We start from the raw sequence: 21,067 nt of genomic DNA, 5'->3' as shown, positions 1-21,067 counted from the left end.
CGGCCGGCAGGCCGAGCTCGGCGCGCAGCCCGTCGGCGAGGTGGACGTCGTGGTCGCGGACGTCCGCCGGGTCCAGGTCGGCGGCCAGCTCGAGCGCGGGCGCCGCGCCGCTCCAGGCGAGCCAGGCGGGGGACACGTCGAACCTGCGGGCGTCGTCGGCCAGGCGCATGGCGGTGCCGTACATCGAGCAGGCGAGGTCGGCGCCCGCGTACCAGCCGGCGCTTGTCGGGCGCAGCCAGTCCATCGCCGCAGGGGCCACGGTGGCGAACGCGGCGCCGCGCGGGGCGCACAGCCACTTGTAGGCACCCGTCACGGTGACGTCGTAGTCGCCGGCGTGCACCGGCAGCCAGCCGGCCGCCTGGGTGAGGTCGACGAGCGTGCGGGCCCCGGCGGCCCGTGCGGCCGCGGCGACACCGGCCCCGTCGAGCACCCGCCCGTCGGCGGACTGCACGAGGGAGAACGCGACGAGGTCGTCGCCCGGCCGGACTGCCTCCGCGAGCGCCGCGGCCGGTGCGGTGCGGACCTGGACACCACGGTGCGCCTGGGCCAGGAACGGGTAGGTGACCGAGGTGAAGTCGCCCTCGGCGACGAGCACGTGGGCGCCGTCGGGCAGGCTCGCGGCGACGGCGCCGACCATCACCGAGACCTGGGAGCCGATCGCCACCTGGGCGGTCGGGACGTCGACCAGCCGGGCGAACGCCGCGCGGGACCGGGCGACGGCCAGGTCGTAGCAGGCCAGGGTCCCCTCGCCGAGCGACCACGCGTCGACCGCCTCGTGCATCGCCTGCGCCACCGTGCGCGGGGCCAGCCCGCTCGTCGCGGCGTTGAGGTAGCCGGCCGGTGCGGTGAACAGGTCGCGGACGTCGAGGCGGGTCGCGGTGGGCACACGACGATGGTGGTCGCGGGCCGATCCATCACACAAGAACAGGATTCGACGTGGTGGCATCACATGGCGTTATGGTCGGGAGATGGCTCCCGACCTCGACGTCGCCTCGCTGCGGGTGCTCCAGGCGATCGCCGAGCACGGCACGCTCACCGCCGCCGCGGCCGCCCTCGGCACCAGCCAGCCCGCCGTCAGCCAGCACGTCAAGCGGATGGAACGGCGGCTCGGCACCGCGCTGCTCGACCGGACCGGCCGCACCGTGCGCCTCACCGAGGCCGGCCGCGTGCTCGCCCGGCACGGCGAGGCCGTCGGGGCTGCCGTGCGGGCGGCGAACGCGCAGGTCGCGGCCCTCACCGGGCTGCGCGCGGGCGTCGTGCGGGTGGCGGCGTTCCCGTCGTCGTCGGCCACGCTGCTGCCGGTGGCGCTCGCCGCGCTGCGCCGCGACCACCCCGGGCTCACCGTCACGTTCGACGAGGTCGAGCCGCCGGCCTCGTTGCACCAGCTGCGCACCGGGGCGTGCGACCTCGCGCTCGCGTTCTCCTACCCCGGGACCGACCTCGGGCGCGGGGCCGACGACCTCGACGGGCTGATGACGCGGCAGCTGCTGTCCGACCCGACGTTCGTCGTGCTGCCCGACGGCCACCGGCTGGCCACCGCCGCCCGGCTGGAGCTCGACGACCTCGCGGCCGAGACCTGGATCGCCGGGTGCCCCCGCTGCCGGGGCCACCTGCTCGCCTCGTGCGAGGCACAAGGGTTCGCGCCCCGCATCGACTACGCCACCGACGACTACTCGACCGTGCTCGGGCTGGTCGCAGCCGGGCTCGGCGTCGCGCTGCTGCCGGGGCTCGTGCGGCCCTACGCCCGGCGGCACCCCGGGGTCGTCGTGCGGTCGGTCGGGACGTACCCGCGGCAGGTGCACGCCGTCACGACACCGGACCTGCTGCGGGTGCCCGCCGTGGCCGCCGTGCTCGCCGCGCTCGAGGCCGCCGCGCAGCAGGTCGCCGAGGGCCCCGGGCGGGGTGCCGGCCGGGACGGGCGTGGGCGGGGCGGACGGGGCGAGTGACGGGGCGACCCCGGGCGCATCGGACGAGCCGGCGGGCGGGACTCCTGGCCGACCGCTGGCCGGTCCGCCGTCAGCCGATCGTGACGCCGAGCGCCGCCGCGAGCGTGCGCAGCACCCCGTTGTCGTTGTTCGACGGGGCGAGGTGCGCCGCGGCCGCCCGGACCTGCGGGTGGGCGTTCTCCATCGCCACCGACCAGCGGGCGTCGGCCAGCATCCCGAGGTCGTTGAGGTAGTCCCCGAACGCCATCGTGTGCTGCGGGCCCAGGCCCAGGTGCTCCTGCAGGTCGCGCAGCGCCCGGCCCTTGTCGGCCGTCGGGCTGCCGACGTCCAGCCAGTGCAGGCCGGAGACCACCAGACGGGCGTTCGCGCCGAGGTCGCCGAAGTCCGCCGCCGCTGCTGCCGAGCCGTCGAAGTCGTAGACCGCGACCTTGAGCAGGTCGTCCTGCACGGCGGTGAGGTCGTCGACCACCTCGAGCCTGGCGTAGTACGGCCGGGTCTGGACCAGGAACTTCTCGTCGTCGCGCTCGACGTAGGCCGACGTCGTCCCGCACAGCACCGTGCCCGCATCGGCACCCGCCGCCACCCGGGCCCGGGCGACCTGCACCGTGCGCATCGCCGCGTCCCGGTCCAGCCCGTCGCGCGCAACCTCCTGGCCGTCCTCGATCACCCAGGCGCCGTTCTCCGCGACGTAGAGGACGCCCGGCCGGTCGAGCTGGCGGTGCAGCGTCGCGTACTGCCGCCCCGAGGCCGCGACGAGCCGCACGCCGCGGCGCTCCATCGCGGCCATCACCTGGTCGAAACCGGCGCCGATGCGCTTCTCGTCGTCCAGCAGGGTGCCGTCCATGTCGACGGCCACCAGCCGCAGGTCACGCACGTCACCGAGGTCGGGCAGGGGGGTGGTCACGGTCTCAGTCTCCCAGGCTCCGCGCCCCTTCCCCCGGGCTGCGGGGGCCGCCGGGGGGGGGCGGCGGTGCCGGGCGGCGGGACCGGCTGGTTCCGGTCGGTTCCGGCTGTCCCGGCTGGTTCCGGCTCCCTCCGGTCGGCTCCCTCGGTTCCCTCGTGCCGCCGCTGCCATGAACTGGTCACTTGGTCCGCCTGTCCCGGCGTGTCGTCGAGACAACTGACCAGTTGCGTGCCGCCGTGGGCCGTGGGCCGTGGGCCGTGGGCCGTGGGCCGTGGGCCGTGGGCCGTGGGCCGTGGGCCGGCCCGGGTCAGCGGGCCAGGAGCTCGGTGACCAGGGCGGGGACGGCGTCCTGGATCGGCTCCCGGATGCAGCGGGTGGCGAGGTGGTCGTACATGGTGGGGGCGTCGTTGACGACGACGAGCTCGGCGCCGTGCTCCACCGCGAGACCGGCGAGGCTGGCCACCGGCTGCACGCTCAGGGTGGAGCCGATCGCGACGAACACTTCGGCGTCCTGGGTCGCGGCGATGGCGCGTTCGAGCGCGAGGTCGTCGAGGCGCTCGCCGAAGTAGACGATGTCCGGCTTGAGCATCGACCCGCACTGCGGGCAGCGCGGGTCAGGCTCGTCGTCCAGCCGGGCCAGCACCGCCTCGGTGCCCGTGCGCCACCGGCAGGTGAAACAGCTCGTCGTGGCCAGGCTGCCGTGCAGCTCGACGACGTCGGAGCTGCCCGCCCGCTGGTGCAGACCGTCGAAGTTCTGGGTGAGCAGCCCACGCAGCCGTCCGGCGCGCTCGAGCTCCACGAGGGCCGCATGCGCGCGCGAGGGCTGCGCGGTGCGCGCCGGGCTGTCCCGCCACATCCGCCAGCCGGCCTCGCGCACCTGCGGGTCGGCGACGTAGCGGCCGATCTCCAGCAGCTCGGCCTGCTCGGGGTGCCGGGTCCACACCCCGTCGGGGCCGCGGAAGTCCGGGATCCCGGCGCCGGTCGAGATGCCGGCCCCGGTGAGCACGGTGATGGTTGGGTCGTCCTCGTGGTGTGCCATGGCAGCTCGAGCCTACGACCTGGCCGCGGGCGTCGAGCACGAGGGTGGTGGGGGTGCGCAGCACGTCGAAACGGCGCACCAGCGGCAGGTGGTCCGCCACGTCGAGCTCGACGTGCACGACACCGGGGCGCTGGTCGGCGAGGCCGGAGAGCACCCGGGCCGTCGACCGGCACGCGGCGCAGACCTCGGACGAGAGCTGGACGAAGGTGGCCTCGGACCCCAGGCCGACCCCGAGCTCGTCGGCCCGCAGCGCGTCGTCGGACGCGACGGTGCGCACCCGCCCCTGCCGCGCACGCCACGCCAGGCCGAACGCTGTGGCAGCAGCCAGCAGCGTGGCCACGAGCAGCAGCGAACGCACATCTACCCCAGGAGGACTCGACCGACGATGTAGACGAGCATGCCAGAGACCGCCACCGGAAGCACGACCGCGGTCATCGCCGGCCGCAGCCGACTCTCGGCGAGCAGCGGGTGGAACAACGCGTGCAGCGCCGCGACCATGCCACCGACGGCCACCCCGGCCAGCACCCCGGCGGTCTTGCCGAGCTCCGGCAGCACGAACCCCAGCAGCCCGCCGGAGAGCGCGCCGGCGGCGACCACGACGAGCGAGGTGAGCCACTCGGGCATCCGCACCGCACTCGTCGCCGAGGCGGCCGCGAGCGCGACGGCGGCGGCGACCACGAGCGCCTCGCCCGCGGACGACCGTGCGCAGGCGACCCAGCCGGCCGCGCACACCGCGAGCAGCGACCCCGTGACGGTGCCTGCGACCGACTCGACCAGCCGGGTCCGCCCGTCCCGCCGCAGCAGCTCGTTGACGAAGGCGAGCATCACCGAGGCCGCGAACACGATCGCCAGGTCACGCAGGTCGGGCGCCTGGTTGATCGACCGGTAGGACACGACGGCCACGGCGCCGACGCCGCTGAGCGAGATCACCACGGCCGACCCGGGCGCGTACGGCAACGCGGCGAGGGCGGGCCAGCCCAGCCCCAGGGCGACGGCCAGCAGCGCCGAGACGACAGCCAGCGGGAGGGCACCGAAGTACCCGAGGACCGCGACCAGCGCGGCGAGGGCCGCGGTCGTGACCGCGCGGGTGGCGAGGGTCACGAGACGGCCGCCGTGGACACTCTCCAGCAGGCGGGCACGGGCCGATTCTTCCAGACCGGCGGGCCAGTGCCGTGCCGTCCCCTGAACTGGCAGCACACGTGCCGGCAACCTCGCGGTAACCTGACCATTACTCGCCGGCCGGGAGGACCCTTAGTGGCAGACCTTCTGCTCCTCACCCCCGCCTCGGGCGGGTCAGCGCAGGTGCTGCCCGCGCTGGGGTTGCTGTCCCATCGTGTCCGTGTGCTGCCCGTGGAGCCCTCGGCTCTCGTGGACGCCCCGGAGTCGGACATCGTCGTGCTCGATGCCCGTCGCGACCTTGTGACCGCGCGCACCACGTGCCGTCTGCTGCGGGCGACGGGGCTCACCGTGCCCCTGGTCCTGGTGCTCACCGAGGGCGGTCTCACGGTGGTCACCGCCGAGTGGGGCGCCGACGACATCGTGCTGGAGAGCGCGACGCCGGCCGAGGTGGAGACTCGGTTCCGGCTGGTCATCGAACGTGCGGCCGCCAACGCCTTCGACGACTCCCCGCAGGAGATCAGCTCCGGCGAGCTCACGATCGACGCGGGCGGGTACACCGCTCGGCTGCGCGGTCGGCCGCTGGACCTCACGTACAAGGAGTTCGAGCTGCTCAAGTACCTCGTGCAGCACCCGGGACGGGTCTTCACCCGCGCCCAGCTGCTGCAGGAGGTCTGGGGCTACGACTACTACGGGGGCACCCGCACGGTCGACGTGCACGTGCGGCGGCTGCGCGCCAAGCTCGGCCCCGAGCACGAGCAGCTCATCGGCACCGTGCGCAACGTCGGTTACCGGTTCGACCCGCCGAAGGACCGTCGCAGCACCGCGGAGGGTCGCCCGGAGCTCGGCGAGACGGTCGACGTCTGACCCGGACGCCTCTCGCCCACGGCAGGTAGGTTGGGCGGCACCATGACGACGGTGGACTCCTCAGCGCTCCTGGTCGACGGACCGTGGCAGCACCGCTTCGTCACCGCCAACGGCGCCCGCTTCCACGTGGCGGTCGCCGGGCCGGACGAACGCGAGGCGCCGCTCCTCGTCCTGCTGCACGGTTTGCTCGGCTACTGGTGGTCCTGGCGGCACCAGCTGCCGGTGCTCGCCGAGGCGGGCTACCGGGTGGCCGCCATGGACCTGCGGGGTGCGGGTGCGTCGGACAAGCCGCCGTCGGGGTACGACGTGCCGACGCTGGCCGCCGACGTCTCGGGGGTGGTGCGCTCGCTGGGCGCCGACCGGGCGGTGGTGATCGGCACCGGGTCGGGTGGCGACGTGGCGTGGGCGATGCCGGCGCTGGCCCCGGACGTGGTGCGCGGTGTCGTGGCCGTGTCGTCGCCGCGACCGGCCGGCCCGCACGGCGAGATCCGCTCGTCGTTCCGGCCGTGGGCGTTGCGGCACCTGGCGTTCGTCCAGCTCCCCGCGTTCCCCGAGCGGTCGCTCACCCAGGGTGACCTGGCGGTGCGGCTGCTCGCCGAGTGGGGTGGGGTGCCCGGCTGGCCGGACCCGGAGACGGCGGCCGCCTACGTGCGCGGCCTGCAGGTGCCGTTCGCGGCGCACAGCCAGCTGGAGCAGCTGCGCTGGCTGGTGCGGTCGGTCCCCCGCGCCGACGGGGCCCGGCTGCGGGCACGGCTCGAACGTTCCCCGCGGGTCCCGGTGCTCCAGGTGCACGGTGCGAAGGACGGTCTGCGTGCGGCGTCCTCGGCGGCGCTGGCGCCCGCCGAGGCGGCCCGCCTCACCGCCGGGTACCGGTTCGAGCTCCTCACGGCGGCCGGGCACTTCCCGGCCGAGCAGGCACCCGATGCGGTCAACGCGCTCGTGCTCGACTGGCTCGCCGAGCTGAGCGCCTCGGGTTCGCCGTTCGCCCCCTGACGCCGCAGGGCGGCCGGTCCCGGGCCGGAGGCCGAGGTGCGGCGTCCGACCACGCCCGTCCGGAGCGCCGGTTCAGCCCTTGAGCAGGGCCGCGGCCTTCTGCGGGTCGAGCTCCCCCACCCCGTACGACGGGCACATCCCGGCCACCGGGCACGCCCCGCATGCCGGGCGCCGGGCGAAGCAGGTGCGCCGTCCGTGGAAGATCACCCGGTGGCTGAACATCGTCCACTCGGCGCGTTCGACGAGCGCACCGAGGTCGGTCTCGATCGCGACCGGGTCGTCGCTGGTGCTCAGGCCGAGGCGGTGCGACAGCCGCTGCATGTGGGTGTCGACCGTGAGGCCCGGGACTCCGAAGGCGTTGCCGAGCACGACGTTCGCCGTCTTGCGCCCGACACCGGGCAGCGTCACCAGATCGACCAGCCGCCCGGGCACCTGGCCGCCGAACCGCTCGACGAGGGCGGCCGAGAGCCCTTGCACCGCACGGGTCTTGGCCCGGAAGAAGCCGAGCGGGTGCAGCACCTGCTCGACCTCCTCCGGATCGGCCGCCGCCAGCGTGGCCGGGTCCGGGTACCGCGCGAACAGCTCCGGCGTCGTCAGGTTCACCCGCACGTCGGTGGTCTGCGCCGACAGCACGGTGGCCACGAGCAGCTCGAAGGGGGACCGGAAGTCGAGCTCGCAGCGCGCGTCCGGGTAGCGCTCCGCCAGGGTCCGGTTGATGCGACGGGCGCGCCGGGTGCGTGCGAGCGGTGTCTCGTCGGCGGCGGGGGCCGACGGTCTGCGGGTCCCGTCCGTGCTGGTCACGCCCGCAGCCTAGGACGGGTCACCCACGCGTTCGCCCGGTCGACCCCTCAAGGTCGACCGCCGGTACGCCGAAGTCCACCCCGGCGGGGCACGAAGGACGGAGACCACGATGACGGGCAGGCGGGGCACTGGCGGCCCGGGACACCTGCGGGAGCAGTTGCGCGAGCTGCGGGTCGAACGCACCCGCATCACCTGGTGGCGACGCCTGGTGCGGGCCCGGCTCGACCTGGCCGTCGCGCGCACGGCCGGCCCCCAGCCGCTGGGCGGCACCATCGCCCGCACCCAGGGCGACGCGGTCCCGGCCCCGTCCGAGCTCATGGGCCTGCTGCACGGTGCCGACCCGGCCGAGGAGGTGGGTCGCCTGGTCGAGCTGCGCGACCTGGACGGCCGGCTCGGTGCCTACGAGAGCCAGGTCGACGACGCGCTGCGGAGCGTCGGCGACGACCTGGTCGGCACGATGGCCCGGGACCCCGAGGGCGTGCTCGGCATGCCGCCTGCCCGGGTCCTGCCGCCCGGATCACCCGACCGGAGTCCTGGGACGTCGTCGAGGTGACCTGCGCCACGTCGTAGAGTTGGTGTCACACCCCCCGCGGCCCGCACGGCCGGACGACGACGACGAACAGGCGGTGAGTAACGTGCCGGACGACGACGTGGTGCTCCGTGCCCCCCTGTTCGTGGGCCTCGACCGGGACTCGGCGATGGCCTTGATCGGCTCGATGAAGTCGATCGACCTCGGGCGTGGCGACACGCTCTTCCACGAGGGTGAACCGGGCGACCGGCTCTACGTCGTGCGCGAGGGCAAGGTCAAGCTCGGACGGCGGTCCAATGACGGCCGGGAGAACCTCATCGCGGTGCTCGGCCCCGGCGAGATGCTCGGCGAGCTCTCGCTGTTCGACCCGGGTCCGCGCACGGCCACGGCGACCGCGATCGTGGACGCCGTGGTGCTCGAGCTGGGGCACGACCAGCTCATCGGCTGGCTGCGGGAGAACCCGCCGGTCGCGATCCACCTGCTGCAGGCGCTGGCCCGTCGGCTGCGCCGCACCAACGAGGCGCTCGCGGACCTGGTCTTCTCCGACGTCCCGGGCCGGGTGGCCAAGGCGCTGCTGGACCTGTCGACCCGTTTCGGGCAGACCGTCGAGGACGGCGTCCGGGTGGCGCACGACCTCACGCAGGAGGAGCTCGCCCAGCTGGTCGGCGCCTCGCGCGAGACGGTCAACAAGGCGCTGGCCGACTTCGCCTCCCGCGGCTGGGTCCGCCGTGAGGGTCGCGCCGTCGTGCTGCTCGACCTGGACCGGCTGGAGCGCCGCGCGCGCTGAGCGGCGCCGGCGCTGACGGGGTCAGCGCGTCTCGACGACGAGCTCGACCTCGACCGGGGAGTCCAGCGGGAGCACCGCGACCCCGACGGCCGAGCGCGCGTGGACACCGGCCTGGCCGAACACGTCGTGCAGGAACGTGCTCGCGCCGTTGAGCACGGCGGGCTGCCCGGTGAACGACGGGTCGCTGGCGACGAAACCGGTGACCTTCACGACGCGCACGACGCGGTCCAGCGCGGCGGCCGGGTCGTCCGACCCGTCCTCGGCGGCCAGCAGGGCACCGATCGCGGCGAGCGCGTTGATGGCGGACGTGCGCGCGAGAGTGGCGGCGGTCTCGGGGTCGACGCCCTGCGGGCCGGCGCCCACCTTGCCCGTGACGGCCAGGGCGCCGTCGACGAACGGGAGCTGCCCCGAGGTGTGCACGTGGGCACCGCTGCGCACGGCGGGCGCGTAGGCACCCACCGGGGCGGCGGCAGCCGGCAGCGTCACACCGAGCTCGGCCAGCCGCTGTGCTGCGCTCACTGCTCGACCTGGCGCTTGAGGTAGGCGACGAGCCCACCGTCGGGCCCGGGCACGACCTGCACGAGCTCCCACCCGTCGGCGCCCCACTGGTCGAGGATCGCCTTCGTGGCGTGCACGATGAGCGGGATGGTCGCGTACTCCCAGCGGATGGCCATGCCTGGCAGCCTAAGGGACGAGCGCGACCCGCGACCGGATCAGACCGAGGCGCTCGCCGCGGCCACGAGCTCGTGGCGCCAGGAGCGGACCTCCGGGCGACGGCGCAGCAGTGCGCGGCGCTCCCGTTCGGTCATGCCGCCCCAGACCCCGAAGTCCATCCGGCTGTCCAGAGCGTCAGCCAGGCATGGCAGCCGCACCGGACAGTCCTGGCAGATGGCCCGGGCCTCCCGCTGCGCCGACCCCTCGACGAACAACGCGTCCGGCGCCGCTTTGCCGAATCCGCAGTTGGCCCCCGCCGTCCAGTGCCCGTCCCCTGAGAACGCCCCCACGCGCATCACCTTCCGCCACAAGTCGACCTCCCGTCACCGGCAGGTCCGCAACGGGACGTTAGTCCGTCCGTGCAGCACTGCGGGAGACCCCAATCGTGGGCTCTCTTGCCGTGTCAAGTCCCCGAACTCGGGTGATCAAGTGCGCCCATTCCATCGATCAGGGGAAGAACCCGGCACCTTCTGAGGTCCGCGGTCCGGCGGCGCGGCCGGGTCCCCACCTGCGGCCGGGCCGGTCCGGGAGGGCCGACGGGTGTGCAGGTCCGGTGCAGGTCCGGGTCCGACGACGGGCTACCGCCGGGGCATCGTGAGGTCCGGGCACTACCCTGGCCCCGTGTCGAGCAGCAGCCGCCCACGGGGTCGACAGGTCAACGCCGCCCAGGCGATCGGCCTGATCGTCTCCTTCGTCCTCGTCGCCACCCTCGGTGGCGTCGTCACGGCCGGCCTGGCGCTGCCCGCCGTCGCCACCGTGAACACGGCCACCAACCTCACCGTCACCGGGTTCGACGAGCTGCCCACCGAGCTCGAGCAGAAGAACCTGCCGGAGAAGTCGACCATCCTCGCGTCCAACGGCGCCCTGCTGGCCACGTTCTACGCCCAGAACCGGGTGGTCGTGCCGCTCTCCGACATCTCCGTGCAGCTGCAGCACGCCGTGATCGCGACCGAGGACAAGCGCTTCTACGAGCACACCGGCGTCGACGTCACCGGGATGGCGCGCGCCGCCGTGCTCTCGATCCTCAAGCCCAACTCCCAGCAGCAGGGCGCCTCGACCATCACGCAGCAGTACGTGAAGAACGTGCTCATCGAGCAGGCGCTCAGCGCCGACACCCCCGCGGAGCAGCAGGCCGGTGTCGAGGCGGCGACCCAGGCCCAGGGCACCGCCGGCTACGCCCGCAAGCTGCGCGAGGCCAAGCTGGCCATCACCCTGGAGCAGCAGGAGACCAAGGACCAGATCCTGGAGAAGTACCTGAACATCGCACCGTTCGGGTCCTCGGTGTACGGCGCGGAGACCGCGGCCAACCACTACTTCAGCGTCTCGGCCAAGGACCTCACCTACCTGCAGGCCGCGACCATCGCGGGCATCACCCAGAACCCGTCTGCCTTCGACCCCACGCTGCACCCCGAGGCCTCGCAGGGTCGGCGCAACATCGTGCTCAGCCTGCTGCACGACCAGGGCTTCATCACCGACGAGGAGTACGCGACCGGGATCGCCACCCCGCTGGCCAGCACCCTCAAGGTGAGCCAGGTGAAGCAGGGCTGCCAGGCCGCCAACGACGCCGCACCCGGATCGGCCTACTTCTGCGACTACGTCACCAAGGTCATGGTCAGCGACCCGGCCTTCGGCGCCACCAAGGCCGAGCGCCTGTCCCGGCTGTACAAGGGCGGCCTCACCATCACCACGACGCTCGACCCGACCCTGCAGGCCAACGCCGACCAACAGGTCAAGGCCACCGTCTCGGTCGGCGACCCGTCGGGCGAGATCCAGGCGATGAGCGTCGTGGAACCGGGCACTGGTCAGGTCAAGGCGATGGCCCAGTCCACCGACTACGTCCCAGGCGCGACCGGCACCGCCGGGCAGACGGCGATCAACTACAACGTCGGCTACCCCTACTACAGCGCGAACCAGGGCTTCCAGCCGGGGTCGACGTTCAAGGCGTTCACCCTCGAGGCGTGGCTCGAGGCGGGGCACTCGCTCAACGACGTCGTCGACGGCGGACGGGGGAACTTCAACTTCTCCGACTTCACGGCTCCCTGCACGACCCCCGCGAGAGGGCCCTTCACGGTCAAGAACTCCGAGAACACCGGAGGCATGATGACCGTGCTCGACGCGACCAGGAACTCGGTCAACCGGGCCTTCCTGTCCATGGCCACCCAGCTGGACCTGTGCCAGATCATGCAGAACGCGGCCGATCTCGGTGTCACCAACGCCAAGAACGGCAAGAACTTCAACCCGGTCCCCTCGGACGTCCTCGGCACCGACAACACCACCCCGCTCGCGATGGCCGGCGCCTTCGCCGCCTTCGCCTCCGGCGGGATCTACTGCAAGCCGGTCGCCATCCTCAAGGTGGTCGACACCAACGGCACCGACCTCGCCATCCCGAGCGCCGACTGCGCCCAGACGATCACCCCCGACGTCGCGAACGCGATGAACTTCGCAATGAGCAAGGTCTGGACCGGGACGATGAAGAAGGTCGGCGCACCCGACTTCCCGGCTGCGGGCAAGACCGGGACCTCGAACAACAACGAGTACACGTGGTTCGCGGGGTACACGCCCCGGTTGTCCGCCGCGGTGGTCATGGCCAACCCCGATGCCTACGTCACGCCGAACTACAAGGTGATCGGCGGCAAGAAGTACGGCGTCATCTACGGCTCGGACGTCGCAGGTCCGACGTGGAAGCGCTTCATGGTCCAGTCCCTCGAAGGTCAGGACAACCCGGGGTTCGCCGACCCCTCCGACAAGATGCTCTACGGCGAGAAGGTGTCGGTGCCCTCGGTCATCGGCAGCACCGTGGACGTCGCGACCAAGGCGCTGACGGCCGCCGGGTTCAAGGCCACGGTCGCCGACACCCCGGTCACCTCTGACGTCCCCGCCGGACTGGTCGCGCAGCAGTCCGCCACCAAGGCCTCCGCGGGCTCGACCATCACGCTCACGCTCTCGGCCGGCCCGGGTGCCGCCCCGCAGCCGGGGGCATCCGCCGATGCCGGGTTGCCAGGCAACCCACCGGCCAACCCCCCGGGCAACGGCCAGGGGAAGGGCACCGGCCAGCCGGGCAACGGATGAGCGCCGGGCGAACGGCGGCCCTCGCCGCAGGAGTCGCCGCCGCCGGTCTGACCTGGGGCGTCATCGAGGCCCGCTGGTACACGCTGCGCGAGGTCACCGTCCCGGTCCTGCCGTTCGGTCAGGCACCGCTGCGCATCCTGCAGCTCGCCGACCTGCACCTGACCCCGGACCAGGACCGCAAGGTCGACTGGGTCCGTGAGCTGGACGGTCTGGACCCGCACCTGGTCGTGGACACCGGGGACAACCTGGCGCACCTGGCGGCGCTGCCGGCGCTGGCCCGGGCGCTCGAACCGCACCTGGCCCGGCCCGGGGCCTTCGTGCTGGGCTCGAACGACTACCTGGCCCCGCAGCCCAAGAACCCGTTGCGCTACCTGCTGCCCGACGCACGCGGCCCGGTGCGTGAGCACGTCGAGCTGCCGTGGCGCGAGCTGGTCACCCGGCTCACCTCGGCCGGCTGGGTCGACCTGTCGAACCGACGCGGCACCCTCAGCGTCGACGGCCGCCGGCTCAGCCTCGTCGGGACGGACGACGCGCACCTCGACCGCGACCGGTTCCCGGCCCCCGCGCCCGTCGCTGGTCCCACACCGGACCTGCACCTCGGGGTGACCCACGCCCCGTACCGCCGGGTGCTCGACGCGATGCTCGCCGACGGCGTCGACCTGGCGATCGCCGGGCACACGCACGGCGGTCAGGTGGCGGTGCCGTTCTACGGGGCGCTCACCACCAACTGCGACCTCGACACCCGCCGCGCCAAGGGCCTGCACGGCTGGCCGAGCTCACGGCCGGACCGCGCGGGCGGGTCGGGCTCGATGTGGCTGCACGTGTCCGCGGGGCTCGGCACGTCGCCCTACGCCCCGGTGCGGTTCGCCTGCCGGCCCGAGGCCACGCTCATGACCCTGGTGCCGCGGGTCGCCTGAGCCGGCCGCGACGTCGCACGGATCGGCCGGACGAGGTCGGCCCGGTCGGACGACTGCCGTCGTGGACCGTGACGGTGCCGCTCGCGTCCGACGGGCGGGCAGGCGTCCGAGGCAGTGCGCCGGATCGGCTATGCTTGTCCGGCTCCACGGGGTGTGGCGCAGCTTGGTAGCGCGCTTCGTTCGGGACGAAGAGGTCGTGGGTTCGAATCCCGCCACCCCGACAGGGAGGAAGCCGGTCTGCTCAGGGAAGTCTCCCTGGCCAGACCGGCTTTCTTCGTTGTGCGGCCCTGCGACGCACTCGCGGGCTCGGCCGCGCGCCCGGATCCCCGCCGCGCGGTCGGGCGGCGTCCGAGCACCCCTGGGACGGCGAGATGATGGACCTGTGACCGACACACTCACCGACACCAGCACCGCTCAGCCCCTCGACCTGGACGCCGTGCACGCCCTGCACGCCGCGTTCGGCTCTGACCCCGCACGGGTCCGCGCCCAGAACGCCGTGACGCGCACCGGCCTCGACGAGGTGGCGCTCAACCACGCCCGGGTGGTCGAGCTGTCGACCTCGATCTCGCACCGGATCGACGACTGGACCGTCGCCAACCAGAAGAAGAGCGGGCGCTGCTGGCTGTTCGCCGCGCTCAACCTGCTGCGGGTCGGGGTCAAGGAGAACCTCGGGGTCAAGGAGTTCGAGCTCTCGCAGAACTACGCGATGTACTACGACAAGCTCGAGCGGGCCAACTACTTCCTGCTCGACGCGGTCGCCACCGCCGGCGAGCCCGTCGACTCCCGTCTCGTGTCGTTCCTGCTCACCACCGTGCTCGGCGACGGCGGCCAGTGGGACATGGCCGTCTCGGTGCTCACCAAGTACGGCGTCGTGCCGAAGCAGGCGATGCCGGAGACCGAGTCGTCCGGCAACACCGACCGGATGAACAGCCAGCTGCGCGCCCTGCTGCGGGCCGGCGCCCTCCGGCTGCGCGCCCTGGTGGCCGACGGTGCGTCCGACGACGAGATCACCCAGGTCCGGGCCGCCCTCATGCGCGACGTGCACGCCGTGCTCACCATCCACCTGGGCACGCCGCCGACGAGCTTCGACTGGCAGTGGACCGACGACGCGAAGGTGTTCCACCGCGACGGCGTGCTCACCCCGCAGGAGTTCTTCGCCCGGTACGTCTCGATCGACCTCACGCAGTACGTGTGCCTGGTCGACGACCCGCGCCGCGAGCACCCCAAGGGCGCGGCGCTCACCGTCGCGCACCTGGGCAACGTCGTCGAGGGTCAGCCGGTGCTGTACGTCAACGCCCCCGTGCAGACGATGAAGGAGCTCGCGGCCCGCTCGATCGTGGCCGGCGAGCCGGTCTGGTTCGGCTGCGACGTGTCGCCGCAGATGCAGCGGTCCGACGGGCTGTGGGCGGCCGACCTGTTCGACTACTCCGGCGTCTACGGCGTCGACCTGCACACCACCAAGGAGCAGCGGGTGGTGAGCGCCGACTCGGCGATGACGCACGCGATGCTGCTCGTCGGCGTCGACCTGCCCGAGGGTGTCGACGGGCCCACCCGGCGCTGGCGGGTGGAGAACTCCTGGGGCGACGACAAGGCCGACAAGGGCTTCTACACGATGGACGACTCGTGGTTCGACGAGTACGTCTTCGAGGTCGTCGTGCGCAAGGACGCCCTGCCGGCCGAGCTGCGCCCGGCGCTGACCGCCGAGCCGCTCGTGCTGCCCGCCTGGGACCCGATGGGCGCCCTGGCCTGATGTCTGGCGGGCTACGCCCGCACTCACCAGGTCATTCGGCGGCGGCGGTCCGCTCAGTCTGCGCGCCGCCGCTGCCGATGGGTCCTGCATGAGCATCCCGACCGCGCCACCGCCTGGGTGGTACGTCGACCCGCAGTCGCCGTCGTCCGCCCGCTGGTTCGACGGGGCGAGCTGGACCGCGCACGTCCAGCCGCTCGGTGCCCCGCCCCCGACGGGGCCCGACCACGGGCCCTCGACCGCGCTGCACTGGGTGCTGCCCGTCGGACGCTCCTGGCAGTCGATCCTCGCGGGGTACGTCGCCCTCGCGGCGATGTTCACCTGGACGCTCGCCTGGGCCGGCGGCACCGGCGCGGTGGTCGGCATGGCCGTCGCCGCCGTCACGGTGGGGCTCGGGGCGTGGGCCCTGCGTGCCGCCGCGGCCGGCGGTCACGGCCGGGGCAGGGCGTGGTTCGCGGTCGTCGTCGGCACGCTCAGCCTGGCGGCCTGCGTCTGGCTGCTCCTCCAGCACTGACGGCACCCGGCCGAGGACGGGACCCGCCCACCTCCGGAACCGCCCCAGGACCCCGCTCTGTCCGCCTAGTGGACGCTTGTGTCCCACCAGATGAGGTGAACATCACGGCGGCGGCCCCTGGCGCACGGCCGGACCGCACGGTGCAATGGGGCGACCCTTCGGACGAGGAGCGCGTCATGGCCACCTTGGTGATCGACCAGAGCCCCCGGACCAACGACGTCGTGACCGCGCTGCGCCGCCACCTGCGCACGACCGAGCTCACCGTGCAGCACGGCCCCACCGGGACCCGCACCAGGATCCACACCGACATCGAGGCCGCCGCACTCTTCGACGCGGCTGCGCTCTACCTCGACCCGCTCGGGATCGCCTGGGACGTCGCCGAGCTCGCTGCCTGAAGGCGCGCGCGTCCTACCGGCGCGGGCGACGGCCCGGGACGGCGGTTCAGGGCCACCGGACGGACCGGGTGCAGCCGCCGGGCCTGCGCCCGCGGCTCAGGCGGTGAAGCGCCGCGCCACCAGCAGCTCGGCCACCTGGATCGCGTTGAGCGCGGCACCCTTGCGCAGGTTGTCGTTGCTCACGAAGAGGGCCAGACCGCGGCCGTCGGGCACACCCTCGTCGGCGCGGATGCGACCCACGAGCGACGGGTCGGCACCGGCCGCGGCGAGCGGCGTCGGCACGTCGACGAGCTGCACGCCCGGTGCGCCCGTGAGCAGCGCCGTGGCCTGCGCCGGGCTGATCGGCCGGTCGAACTCGACGTTGATCGACAGCGAGTGACCGGTGAACACCGGCACCCGCACGCACGTGCCGGAGACCAGCAGCTCGGGGATCTGCAGGATCTTGCGCGACTCGTTGCGGAGCTTCTGCTCCTCGTCGGTCTCGTTGAGGCCGTCGTCGACCAGGTTGCCGGCGAACGGCACCACGTCGAACGCGATCGGCGCGACGTACTTCACCGGCGCCGGGAAGGTGACGGCCGACCCGTCGTGCACGAGCGCCAGGGTGTCCTGGGTGACCGCGGCGCGCACCTGGTCGTCGAGCTCGCGGGCACCGGCCAGACCGGAGCCCGACACCGCCTGGTAGGTCGACACGACGAGCCTGCGCAGCCCGGCCGCCTCGTGCAGCGGCTTGAGCACCGGCATCGCTGCCATCGTCGTGCAGTTCGGGTTCGCGACGATGCCCAGCGGGATGTCGTCGAGGGCGTGCGGGTTGACCTCGCTCACCACGAGCGGCACCTGCGGGTCCTTGCGCCACGCCGAGGAGTTGTCGACGACGAGCGCACCAGCCGCCGCGAACCGCGGGGCGTGCTCCTTGCTGGTCCCGCCGCCTGCGGAGAACAGCGCGATGTCGATCCCGGACAGGTCCGCCGTCGCGACGTCCTCGACGGTGACCTGGGTGTCCTGCCACGGCAGCGTGCGCCCGGCCGACCGCGCCGAGGCGAAGTACCGGATCGAGGCGACCGGGAAGTCGCGCTCGGCCAGCAGCCGGCGCATCACCGAGCCGACCTGGCCCGTGGCGCCGACGACCGCGACGTTGACCCCGCTCATCGACCCGTCCCCCCGTACACGACAGCCTCCTCCTGGTCGGAGTCCAGCTCGAACGCGGTGTGCACGGCGCGCACCGCCGCGTCCAGGTCACCCGAGCCGGTCACCACGGAGATGCGGATCTCCGAGGTCGAGATCATCTCGATGTTGATCCCGGCGTCGGACAGCGCCTTGAACAGCTTGGCCGAGACGCCCGGGTGCGACTTCATCCCGGCACCGATGAGCGACAGCTTCCCGATGGTGTCGTCGTACTTGAGCGCGTCGTAGCCGATGTCCGACGCGGCCTCGGTGAGCGCCGCGGTGGCGGCGGTGCCGTCCGCGGCCGGCAGCGTGAAGGAGATGTCGGTCTTGCCGGTGCCGGACGCCGACACGTTCTGCACGATCATGTCGATGTTGACGCCGGCCCCGGCGACCACCTCGAAGATGTGCGCGGCCTTGCCCGGCACGTCCGGCACGCCGACGACGGTGACCTTGGCCTCCGAGCGGTCGTGGGCGACCCCGGCGATGATCGGCTGCTCCATGCTCTGCTCCTTCGTGACCAGCGTGCCGGTTCGGGTGCTGAACGACGACCGCACGTGCACCGGCACCTCGTACCGGCGCGCGTACTCGACGCAGCGCAGCATGAGGACCTTGGCGCCGCTCGCGGCCATCTCCAGCATCTCGTCGTAACCCAGGCGGTCCAGCTTGCGCGCGGTCGGCACGATCCGCGGGTCCGCCGTGAACACCCCGTCGACATCGGTGTAGATCTCGCAGACGTCGGCCTTGAGCGCCGCCGCCAGGGCGACGGCCGTCGTGTCCGAACCGCCGCGCCCCAGCGTCGTCACGTCGTTGGTCGCCAGGTTGACGCCCTGGAACCCGGCGACGATCGCGACCTGCCCGCGCTCCAGCGTGCTCGCGATGCGCGACGGCGTGACGTCGATGATGCGGGCCTTGCCGTGCACCTCGTCGGTGAGCACGCCGGCCTGCTGACCGGTGAACGACTTGGCCTTCACCCCGAGGGAGTCGATGGCCATCGCGAGCAGCGACATGCTGATCCGCTCGCCCGCGGTGAGCAGGATGTCCATCTCACGCTTCGGCGGACCGTCGCTCACCTGCTGGGCGAGGTCGATGAGCTCGTCGGTGGTGTCCCCCATCGCCGACACGACGACGCACACGTCGTCACCCGCTCGACGGGACTCGACGACCCGCGCGGCGACGCGACGGATCGAGGCGGCGTCGGCGACCGACGACCCGCCGTACTTCTGCACGATGAGGGCCACGCGTAACTCACATCCGAGGTGGAGGGCGACGCCGCGATTCTACGGCGCGGGCCCTGTGCGCCCCGAGGCCTCCCAGATCGCGGTCAGCACCGCCTTGACCAGGCACTTCGTCGGCCGATGCAAAGGAAGTGTGCAGGTGTCCCGCCGCGGGAACACCGCACCGCCCACGCTCGTTGGGCGACGTGGGATGACTCGTCCGAGGAGAGCGTGATGGCCAGGCGGAAGCGGTACGAAGAGCTCGAGCGCGACAACGGCACGATCGTGCGCTACGAGCCGCACGAGAACGGCGGCGGCATGGTCGCCACGGGGGCGCAGGTCGCCAAGGAGGCCTACGTGGCCGCCACGGCCTGGGTCGACCCGGGCGCGACGATCGCCGCCGGCGCACGCCTCGGGGACCACGTGTGGGTCGAGGACGACGCGTCGATCGCGCGCGGTGCGCGGGTCGGCAGCCACGCGCACATCGGACGCGGTGCCTCGATCGGCCTCGGCGCCCGCGTGGGCGAGCGTGCGACCGTCGGCACCGCGGTGCTCGTCGAGCCGCACGCCAGCGTCGAGCCGCAGAGCGCAGTCGCCGACGGCACCGTCGTGCACCGGCGCGCCGGGTACGTCACCGCGGCCTGAGGTCGCGGCCCGTCACGGGCATCAGGCCTGGCCCCGCAGGGGGTCAGGCCGCCCGGGCGGGGGCGTCAGGACTGCAGGGCGTCGTACTCCGCCTCGGCGGCCACGTCGTCGTCCACGTCCAGCCGGGCGTGCGCCAGGACCGCCTGCAGGGCCCGCAGCACGCTGGAGGCCGTCGCGCCCCAGTCCGCCAGGTAGGAGAACTGCCACCACCACAGGGCCTCGACCACCTGGCCGGCCTCGTAGTGCCGCAGCCCCTGGGCGAGCGCCTGCGCGATGGTCACCAGACCGCCCGAGAGGGTGACCTGCTCGACCTCGACGCTGTCGAGCGGGTCCACCACCTCGGCGTACTCGTCGAGGCCCTCGAAGACGTTCGCCAGGTTCGCACGCAGCGGGTCCACGTCCGGGTCCGGGCCCAGGTCGGGCTCGAACCGCTGCTCGGGGACCACGTCGACCGTCGCACCCAGCCGGGCGCCCACCGCGAGCACGTCCGAGACCGCCAGCAGCAGCAGCGGCAACGAGGCCTCGGGCGTGCTGCCAGCGGCGACCTCGGTCACCGTGCTGAGGAAGTCCCCGGCCTCGGCGGCCACGTCCTGGGCGATCGCCAGCAGATCGGCGTCATCGGTGCTCATGTCGCTCTCCCCTCGTCCGCACTGCTCCGGCCCGTCTTCCGCACTGATCCGGCCCGGCCTACGCACTGATCCGGCGCCGACCCTCGAAGGCCCGGCCGAGCGTGACCTCGTCGGCGTACTCCAGGTCACCGCCCACCGGCAGCCCGGAGGCGAGCCGGCTGACCGTCAGCCCCATCGGGACCAGCAGCCGTGCGAGGTAGGTGGCGGTGGCCTCCCCCTCGACGTTCGGGTCGGTCGCCAGGATCACCTCGGTGACCTGGCCGTCCGCCAGCCGGGACATGAGCTGGACGATCCGCAGGTCGTCCGGGCCCACCCCGGCGATCGGGTTGATGGCGCCACCGAGCACGTGGTACCGCCCCCGGAACTCCCGGGTGCGCTCGATGGCGACGACGTCCTTGGCCTCCTCCACCACGCAGATCACGGCGGTGGCCCGGCGCGGGTCGCGGCAGATGCGGCACTGGTCCTCCTGCGCGACGTTGCCGCAGATCTCGCAGAACCGGACCTTGGCCTTGACCTCGGTGATCGCGTCCACCAGCCGGCGCACATCGGCCGGTTCGGCCGCCAGGACGTGGAAGGCGATGCGCTGGGCGCTCTTGGGGCCGACCCCGGGCAGCCGCCCGAGCTCGTCGACCAGGTCCTGGAGCGCGCCTTCGTACACGCCGTCAGCCTACGGGGTGCCTCGGACAGGTCAGCCGAGCGGCTCGACCTGCTCGTCGATCACCTGACCGCCGAGCAGCTGGGCCACCAGCGGCGCGCCCACGAGCCCCGAGCCGACGATCTCCGGGTCGTCCGGCGACGGCTCGTCCTCCGGTTCGCCGTACGGCGGCACCAACCGGTCGGCGCCCGCGGAGGGCGCGGCGGGGCGCACGGGTGCGGTCGCGACGGGCCGCCGGGACGCGGCCGCGCGGGTGGCAGCGGGCGCCGGGCCCGGGTCGTCGTCCCACGGCGGCTCGTCGAGCGGCGGCACGTCGTCCCACGGCGGGGCGGGGCTCACCGGCTGCGGCTCCGGTTCGGCGTCGGGGGCGACGGCCGGTGCCGCGGAACGCGGGGCGGCCGGTGCGGCCACCGGTGCGCCGG

Annotated in this window: 24 protein-coding genes, 1 tRNA gene and 1 pseudogene; 13 read left to right on the top strand and 13 right to left on the bottom strand. The window is 73.3% G+C overall.

From position 1 onward, the window contains the following. A partial coding sequence (locus F2B26_RS06700; protein WP_235929537.1) for an aminotransferase class V-fold PLP-dependent enzyme occupies positions 1 to 886 on the bottom strand: 886 nt, incomplete at its 3' end. Between the two features lie 82 nt (positions 887 to 968). On the opposite strand from F2B26_RS06700, the gene F2B26_RS06695 reads away from it, so the two are divergent. Further along, positions 969 to 1,946 (top strand): LysR family transcriptional regulator, encoded by a 978-nt coding sequence (locus F2B26_RS06695; RefSeq protein ID WP_159807675.1) that lies wholly within the window; start codon positions 969 to 971, stop codon positions 1,944 to 1,946. A 70-nt stretch (positions 1,947 to 2,016) separates the two neighbouring features. On the opposite strand, the gene F2B26_RS06690 is transcribed toward F2B26_RS06695, so the two are convergent. Together F2B26_RS06690 and F2B26_RS06685 are read right to left on the bottom strand one after the other, a co-directional pair. Further along, positions 2,017 to 2,850 (bottom strand): Cof-type HAD-IIB family hydrolase, encoded by an 834-nt coding sequence (locus F2B26_RS06690; RefSeq protein WP_235929536.1) that lies wholly within the window; start codon positions 2,848 to 2,850, stop codon positions 2,017 to 2,019. A 307-nt stretch (positions 2,851 to 3,157) separates the two neighbouring features. Then, positions 3,158 to 3,889, bottom strand: coding sequence for an SIR2 family NAD-dependent protein deacylase (locus tag F2B26_RS06685; protein WP_159807671.1), 732 nt, complete (start codon positions 3,887 to 3,889; stop codon positions 3,158 to 3,160). Here F2B26_RS06685 and F2B26_RS06680 point away from each other — a divergent pair. Next, complete coding sequence (locus F2B26_RS06680) at positions 3,888 to 4,280, top strand: hypothetical protein (protein ID WP_159807669.1); 393 nt, start codon at positions 3,888 to 3,890, stop codon at positions 4,278 to 4,280. The two genes, F2B26_RS06685 and F2B26_RS06680, sit on opposite strands and share 2 nt — an antisense overlap. On the opposite strand, the gene F2B26_RS06675 is transcribed toward F2B26_RS06680, so the two are convergent. Beyond that, positions 4,250 to 4,990: a hypothetical protein gene (locus tag F2B26_RS06675; protein WP_159807667.1), complete on the bottom strand. Its 741-nt coding sequence runs from the start codon at positions 4,988 to 4,990 to the stop codon at positions 4,250 to 4,252. The two genes, F2B26_RS06680 and F2B26_RS06675, sit on opposite strands and share 31 nt — an antisense overlap. A 153-nt stretch (positions 4,991 to 5,143) precedes the next feature. Here F2B26_RS06675 and F2B26_RS06670 point away from each other — a divergent pair, with 153 nt between their 5' ends. Both F2B26_RS06670 and F2B26_RS06665 read left to right on the top strand, forming a co-directional pair. After that, entirely contained in the window at positions 5,144 to 5,872 is a 729-nt protein-coding gene (locus F2B26_RS06670) for a winged helix-turn-helix transcriptional regulator (RefSeq protein ID WP_159807665.1), read from the top strand. 42 nt (positions 5,873 to 5,914) lie between these two features. Continuing rightward, positions 5,915 to 6,865: an alpha/beta fold hydrolase gene (locus F2B26_RS06665; protein ID WP_159807663.1), complete on the top strand. Its 951-nt coding sequence runs from the start codon at positions 5,915 to 5,917 to the stop codon at positions 6,863 to 6,865. Positions 6,866 to 6,937: 72 nt separating this feature from the next. Here the strand turns inward: F2B26_RS06665 and nth are convergent, their stop codons facing one another. Continuing rightward, a complete protein-coding gene (gene nth, locus F2B26_RS06660; protein WP_201292634.1) occupies positions 6,938 to 7,666 on the bottom strand; it encodes an endonuclease III in 729 nt (242 codons plus the stop codon). 109 nt (positions 7,667 to 7,775) lie between these two features. Here nth and F2B26_RS06655 point away from each other — a divergent pair, with 109 nt between their 5' ends. Then, positions 7,776 to 8,219, top strand: a complete 444-nt coding sequence (locus tag F2B26_RS06655) for a hypothetical protein (RefSeq protein ID WP_201292633.1) — start codon at positions 7,776 to 7,778, stop codon at positions 8,217 to 8,219. A gap of 145 nt (positions 8,220 to 8,364) precedes the next feature. Next, on the top strand, positions 8,365 to 8,982 hold the full coding sequence (locus F2B26_RS06650) for a Crp/Fnr family transcriptional regulator (RefSeq protein WP_159807681.1): 618 nt from the start codon (positions 8,365 to 8,367) through the stop codon (positions 8,980 to 8,982). Between the two features lie 21 nt (positions 8,983 to 9,003). On the opposite strand, the gene F2B26_RS06645 is transcribed toward F2B26_RS06650, so the two are convergent. The 3 genes from F2B26_RS06645 to F2B26_RS06635 are packed head-to-tail and all read right to left on the bottom strand — an operon-like array spanning position 9,004 to position 9,992. Further along, positions 9,004 to 9,501 carry a RidA family protein gene (locus tag F2B26_RS06645; protein WP_159807661.1) on the bottom strand — a complete coding sequence of 166 codons (498 nt, stop codon included), beginning with the start codon at positions 9,499 to 9,501 and terminating at the stop codon, positions 9,004 to 9,006. Next, entirely contained in the window at positions 9,498 to 9,656 is a 159-nt protein-coding gene (gene sp36 / locus F2B26_RS06640) for a Sp36 family protein (protein WP_159807659.1), read from the bottom strand. Before sp36 ends, F2B26_RS06645 begins: the two co-directional genes overlap by 4 nt. A 39-nt stretch (positions 9,657 to 9,695) precedes the next feature. Continuing rightward, complete coding sequence (locus tag F2B26_RS06635) at positions 9,696 to 9,992, bottom strand: WhiB family transcriptional regulator (RefSeq protein ID WP_159807679.1); 297 nt, start codon at positions 9,990 to 9,992, stop codon at positions 9,696 to 9,698. A 325-nt stretch (positions 9,993 to 10,317) separates the two neighbouring features. On the opposite strand from F2B26_RS06635, the gene F2B26_RS06630 reads away from it, so the two are divergent. From F2B26_RS06630 to F2B26_RS06605, 6 genes are all read left to right on the top strand, one after another. Further along, positions 10,318 to 12,765 carry a transglycosylase domain-containing protein gene (locus F2B26_RS06630; protein WP_159807657.1) on the top strand — a complete coding sequence of 816 codons (2,448 nt, stop codon included), beginning with the start codon at positions 10,318 to 10,320 and terminating at the stop codon, positions 12,763 to 12,765. Further along, positions 12,762 to 13,682, top strand: a complete 921-nt coding sequence (locus F2B26_RS06625; protein WP_159807655.1) for a metallophosphoesterase — start codon at positions 12,762 to 12,764, stop codon at positions 13,680 to 13,682. Before F2B26_RS06630 ends, F2B26_RS06625 begins: the two co-directional genes overlap by 4 nt. A 147-nt stretch (positions 13,683 to 13,829) precedes the next feature. Next, positions 13,830 to 13,903, top strand: a tRNA-Pro gene (locus F2B26_RS06620). A gap of 161 nt (positions 13,904 to 14,064) precedes the next feature. After that, entirely contained in the window at positions 14,065 to 15,432 is a 1,368-nt protein-coding gene (locus tag F2B26_RS06615) for a C1 family peptidase (RefSeq protein WP_159807653.1), read from the top strand. Positions 15,433 to 15,520: 88 nt separating this feature from the next. Beyond that, the gene (locus F2B26_RS06610) at positions 15,521 to 15,943 is read left to right on the top strand and encodes a DUF2510 domain-containing protein (RefSeq protein ID WP_159807651.1); all 423 of its coding nucleotides are present in this window, start codon (positions 15,521 to 15,523) and stop codon (positions 15,941 to 15,943) included. A 176-nt stretch (positions 15,944 to 16,119) separates the two neighbouring features. Then, positions 16,120 to 16,338: a hypothetical protein gene (locus F2B26_RS06605; RefSeq protein WP_159807649.1), complete on the top strand. Its 219-nt coding sequence runs from the start codon at positions 16,120 to 16,122 to the stop codon at positions 16,336 to 16,338. Between the two features lie 96 nt (positions 16,339 to 16,434). Here F2B26_RS06605 and F2B26_RS06600 read toward each other — a convergent pair whose 3' ends face one another. Both F2B26_RS06600 and F2B26_RS06595 read right to left on the bottom strand, forming a co-directional pair. After that, positions 16,435 to 17,484 (bottom strand): aspartate-semialdehyde dehydrogenase, encoded by a 1,050-nt coding sequence (locus tag F2B26_RS06600; RefSeq protein ID WP_159807646.1) that lies wholly within the window; start codon positions 17,482 to 17,484, stop codon positions 16,435 to 16,437. Then, entirely contained in the window at positions 17,481 to 18,740 is a 1,260-nt protein-coding gene (locus F2B26_RS06595) for an aspartate kinase (RefSeq protein ID WP_159807644.1), read from the bottom strand. The genes F2B26_RS06600 and F2B26_RS06595 overlap by 4 nt, the downstream gene beginning before the upstream one ends. Before the next feature lie 210 nt (positions 18,741 to 18,950). On the opposite strand from F2B26_RS06595, the gene F2B26_RS06590 reads away from it, so the two are divergent. Beyond that, complete coding sequence (locus tag F2B26_RS06590; protein WP_159807642.1) at positions 18,951 to 19,361, top strand: transferase; 411 nt, start codon at positions 18,951 to 18,953, stop codon at positions 19,359 to 19,361. A gap of 65 nt (positions 19,362 to 19,426) precedes the next feature. Here F2B26_RS06590 and F2B26_RS06585 read toward each other — a convergent pair whose 3' ends face one another. The 3 genes and pseudogenes from F2B26_RS06585 to F2B26_RS06575 all read right to left on the bottom strand — a co-directional run. Next, positions 19,427 to 19,990, bottom strand: coding sequence for a DUF5063 domain-containing protein (locus tag F2B26_RS06585; RefSeq protein WP_159807640.1), 564 nt, complete (start codon positions 19,988 to 19,990; stop codon positions 19,427 to 19,429). A gap of 58 nt (positions 19,991 to 20,048) precedes the next feature. Next, complete coding sequence (gene recR, locus F2B26_RS06580; protein WP_159807638.1) at positions 20,049 to 20,648, bottom strand: recombination mediator RecR; 600 nt, start codon at positions 20,646 to 20,648, stop codon at positions 20,049 to 20,051. Between the two features lie 30 nt (positions 20,649 to 20,678). Further along, a pseudogene (locus F2B26_RS06575) lies at positions 20,679 to 21,067 on the bottom strand (DNA polymerase III subunit gamma and tau); the annotation flags it as partial.

This window comes from Cellulomonas citrea (assembly GCF_009829685.1).
GTDB lineage: Bacteria > Actinomycetota > Actinomycetes > Actinomycetales > Cellulomonadaceae > Cellulomonas > Cellulomonas citrea.
The sequence above is the reverse complement of the archived record's forward strand: the minus strand, read 5'-3'. Positions and strand labels throughout refer to the sequence as shown.

What these genes read in the sequence shown, in the direction of transcription:
- F2B26_RS06665 (WP_159807663.1), top strand. Translation starts at nt 5,915, where the DNA reads ATGACGACGGTGGACTCCTCAGCGCTCCTGGTCGACGGACCGTGGCAG.
- F2B26_RS06680 (WP_159807669.1), top strand. Translation starts at nt 3,888, where the DNA reads ATGGCAGCTCGAGCCTACGACCTGGCCGCGGGCGTCGAGCACGAGGGT.
- F2B26_RS06655 (WP_201292633.1), top strand. Translation starts at nt 7,776, where the DNA reads ATGACGGGCAGGCGGGGCACTGGCGGCCCGGGACACCTGCGGGAGCAG.
- F2B26_RS06600 (WP_159807646.1), bottom strand. Translation starts at nt 17,484, where the DNA reads ATGAGCGGGGTCAACGTCGCGGTCGTCGGCGCCACGGGCCAGGTCGGC.
- F2B26_RS06585 (WP_159807640.1), bottom strand. Translation starts at nt 19,990, where the DNA reads ATGAGCACCGATGACGCCGATCTGCTGGCGATCGCCCAGGACGTGGCC.
- F2B26_RS06605 (WP_159807649.1), top strand. Translation starts at nt 16,120, where the DNA reads ATGGCCACCTTGGTGATCGACCAGAGCCCCCGGACCAACGACGTCGTG.
- sp36 (WP_159807659.1), bottom strand. Translation starts at nt 9,656, where the DNA reads ATGGCCATCCGCTGGGAGTACGCGACCATCCCGCTCATCGTGCACGCC.
- F2B26_RS06695 (WP_159807675.1), top strand. Translation starts at nt 969, where the DNA reads ATGGCTCCCGACCTCGACGTCGCCTCGCTGCGGGTGCTCCAGGCGATC.
- F2B26_RS06590 (WP_159807642.1), top strand. Translation starts at nt 18,951, where the DNA reads ATGGCCAGGCGGAAGCGGTACGAAGAGCTCGAGCGCGACAACGGCACG.
- F2B26_RS06625 (WP_159807655.1), top strand. Translation starts at nt 12,762, where the DNA reads ATGAGCGCCGGGCGAACGGCGGCCCTCGCCGCAGGAGTCGCCGCCGCC.
- F2B26_RS06610 (WP_159807651.1), top strand. Translation starts at nt 15,521, where the DNA reads ATGAGCATCCCGACCGCGCCACCGCCTGGGTGGTACGTCGACCCGCAG.
- F2B26_RS06650 (WP_159807681.1), top strand. Translation starts at nt 8,365, where the DNA reads ATGGCCTTGATCGGCTCGATGAAGTCGATCGACCTCGGGCGTGGCGAC.
- F2B26_RS06635 (WP_159807679.1), bottom strand. Translation starts at nt 9,992, where the DNA reads ATGCGCGTGGGGGCGTTCTCAGGGGACGGGCACTGGACGGCGGGGGCC.
- F2B26_RS06685 (WP_159807671.1), bottom strand. Translation starts at nt 3,889, where the DNA reads ATGGCACACCACGAGGACGACCCAACCATCACCGTGCTCACCGGGGCC.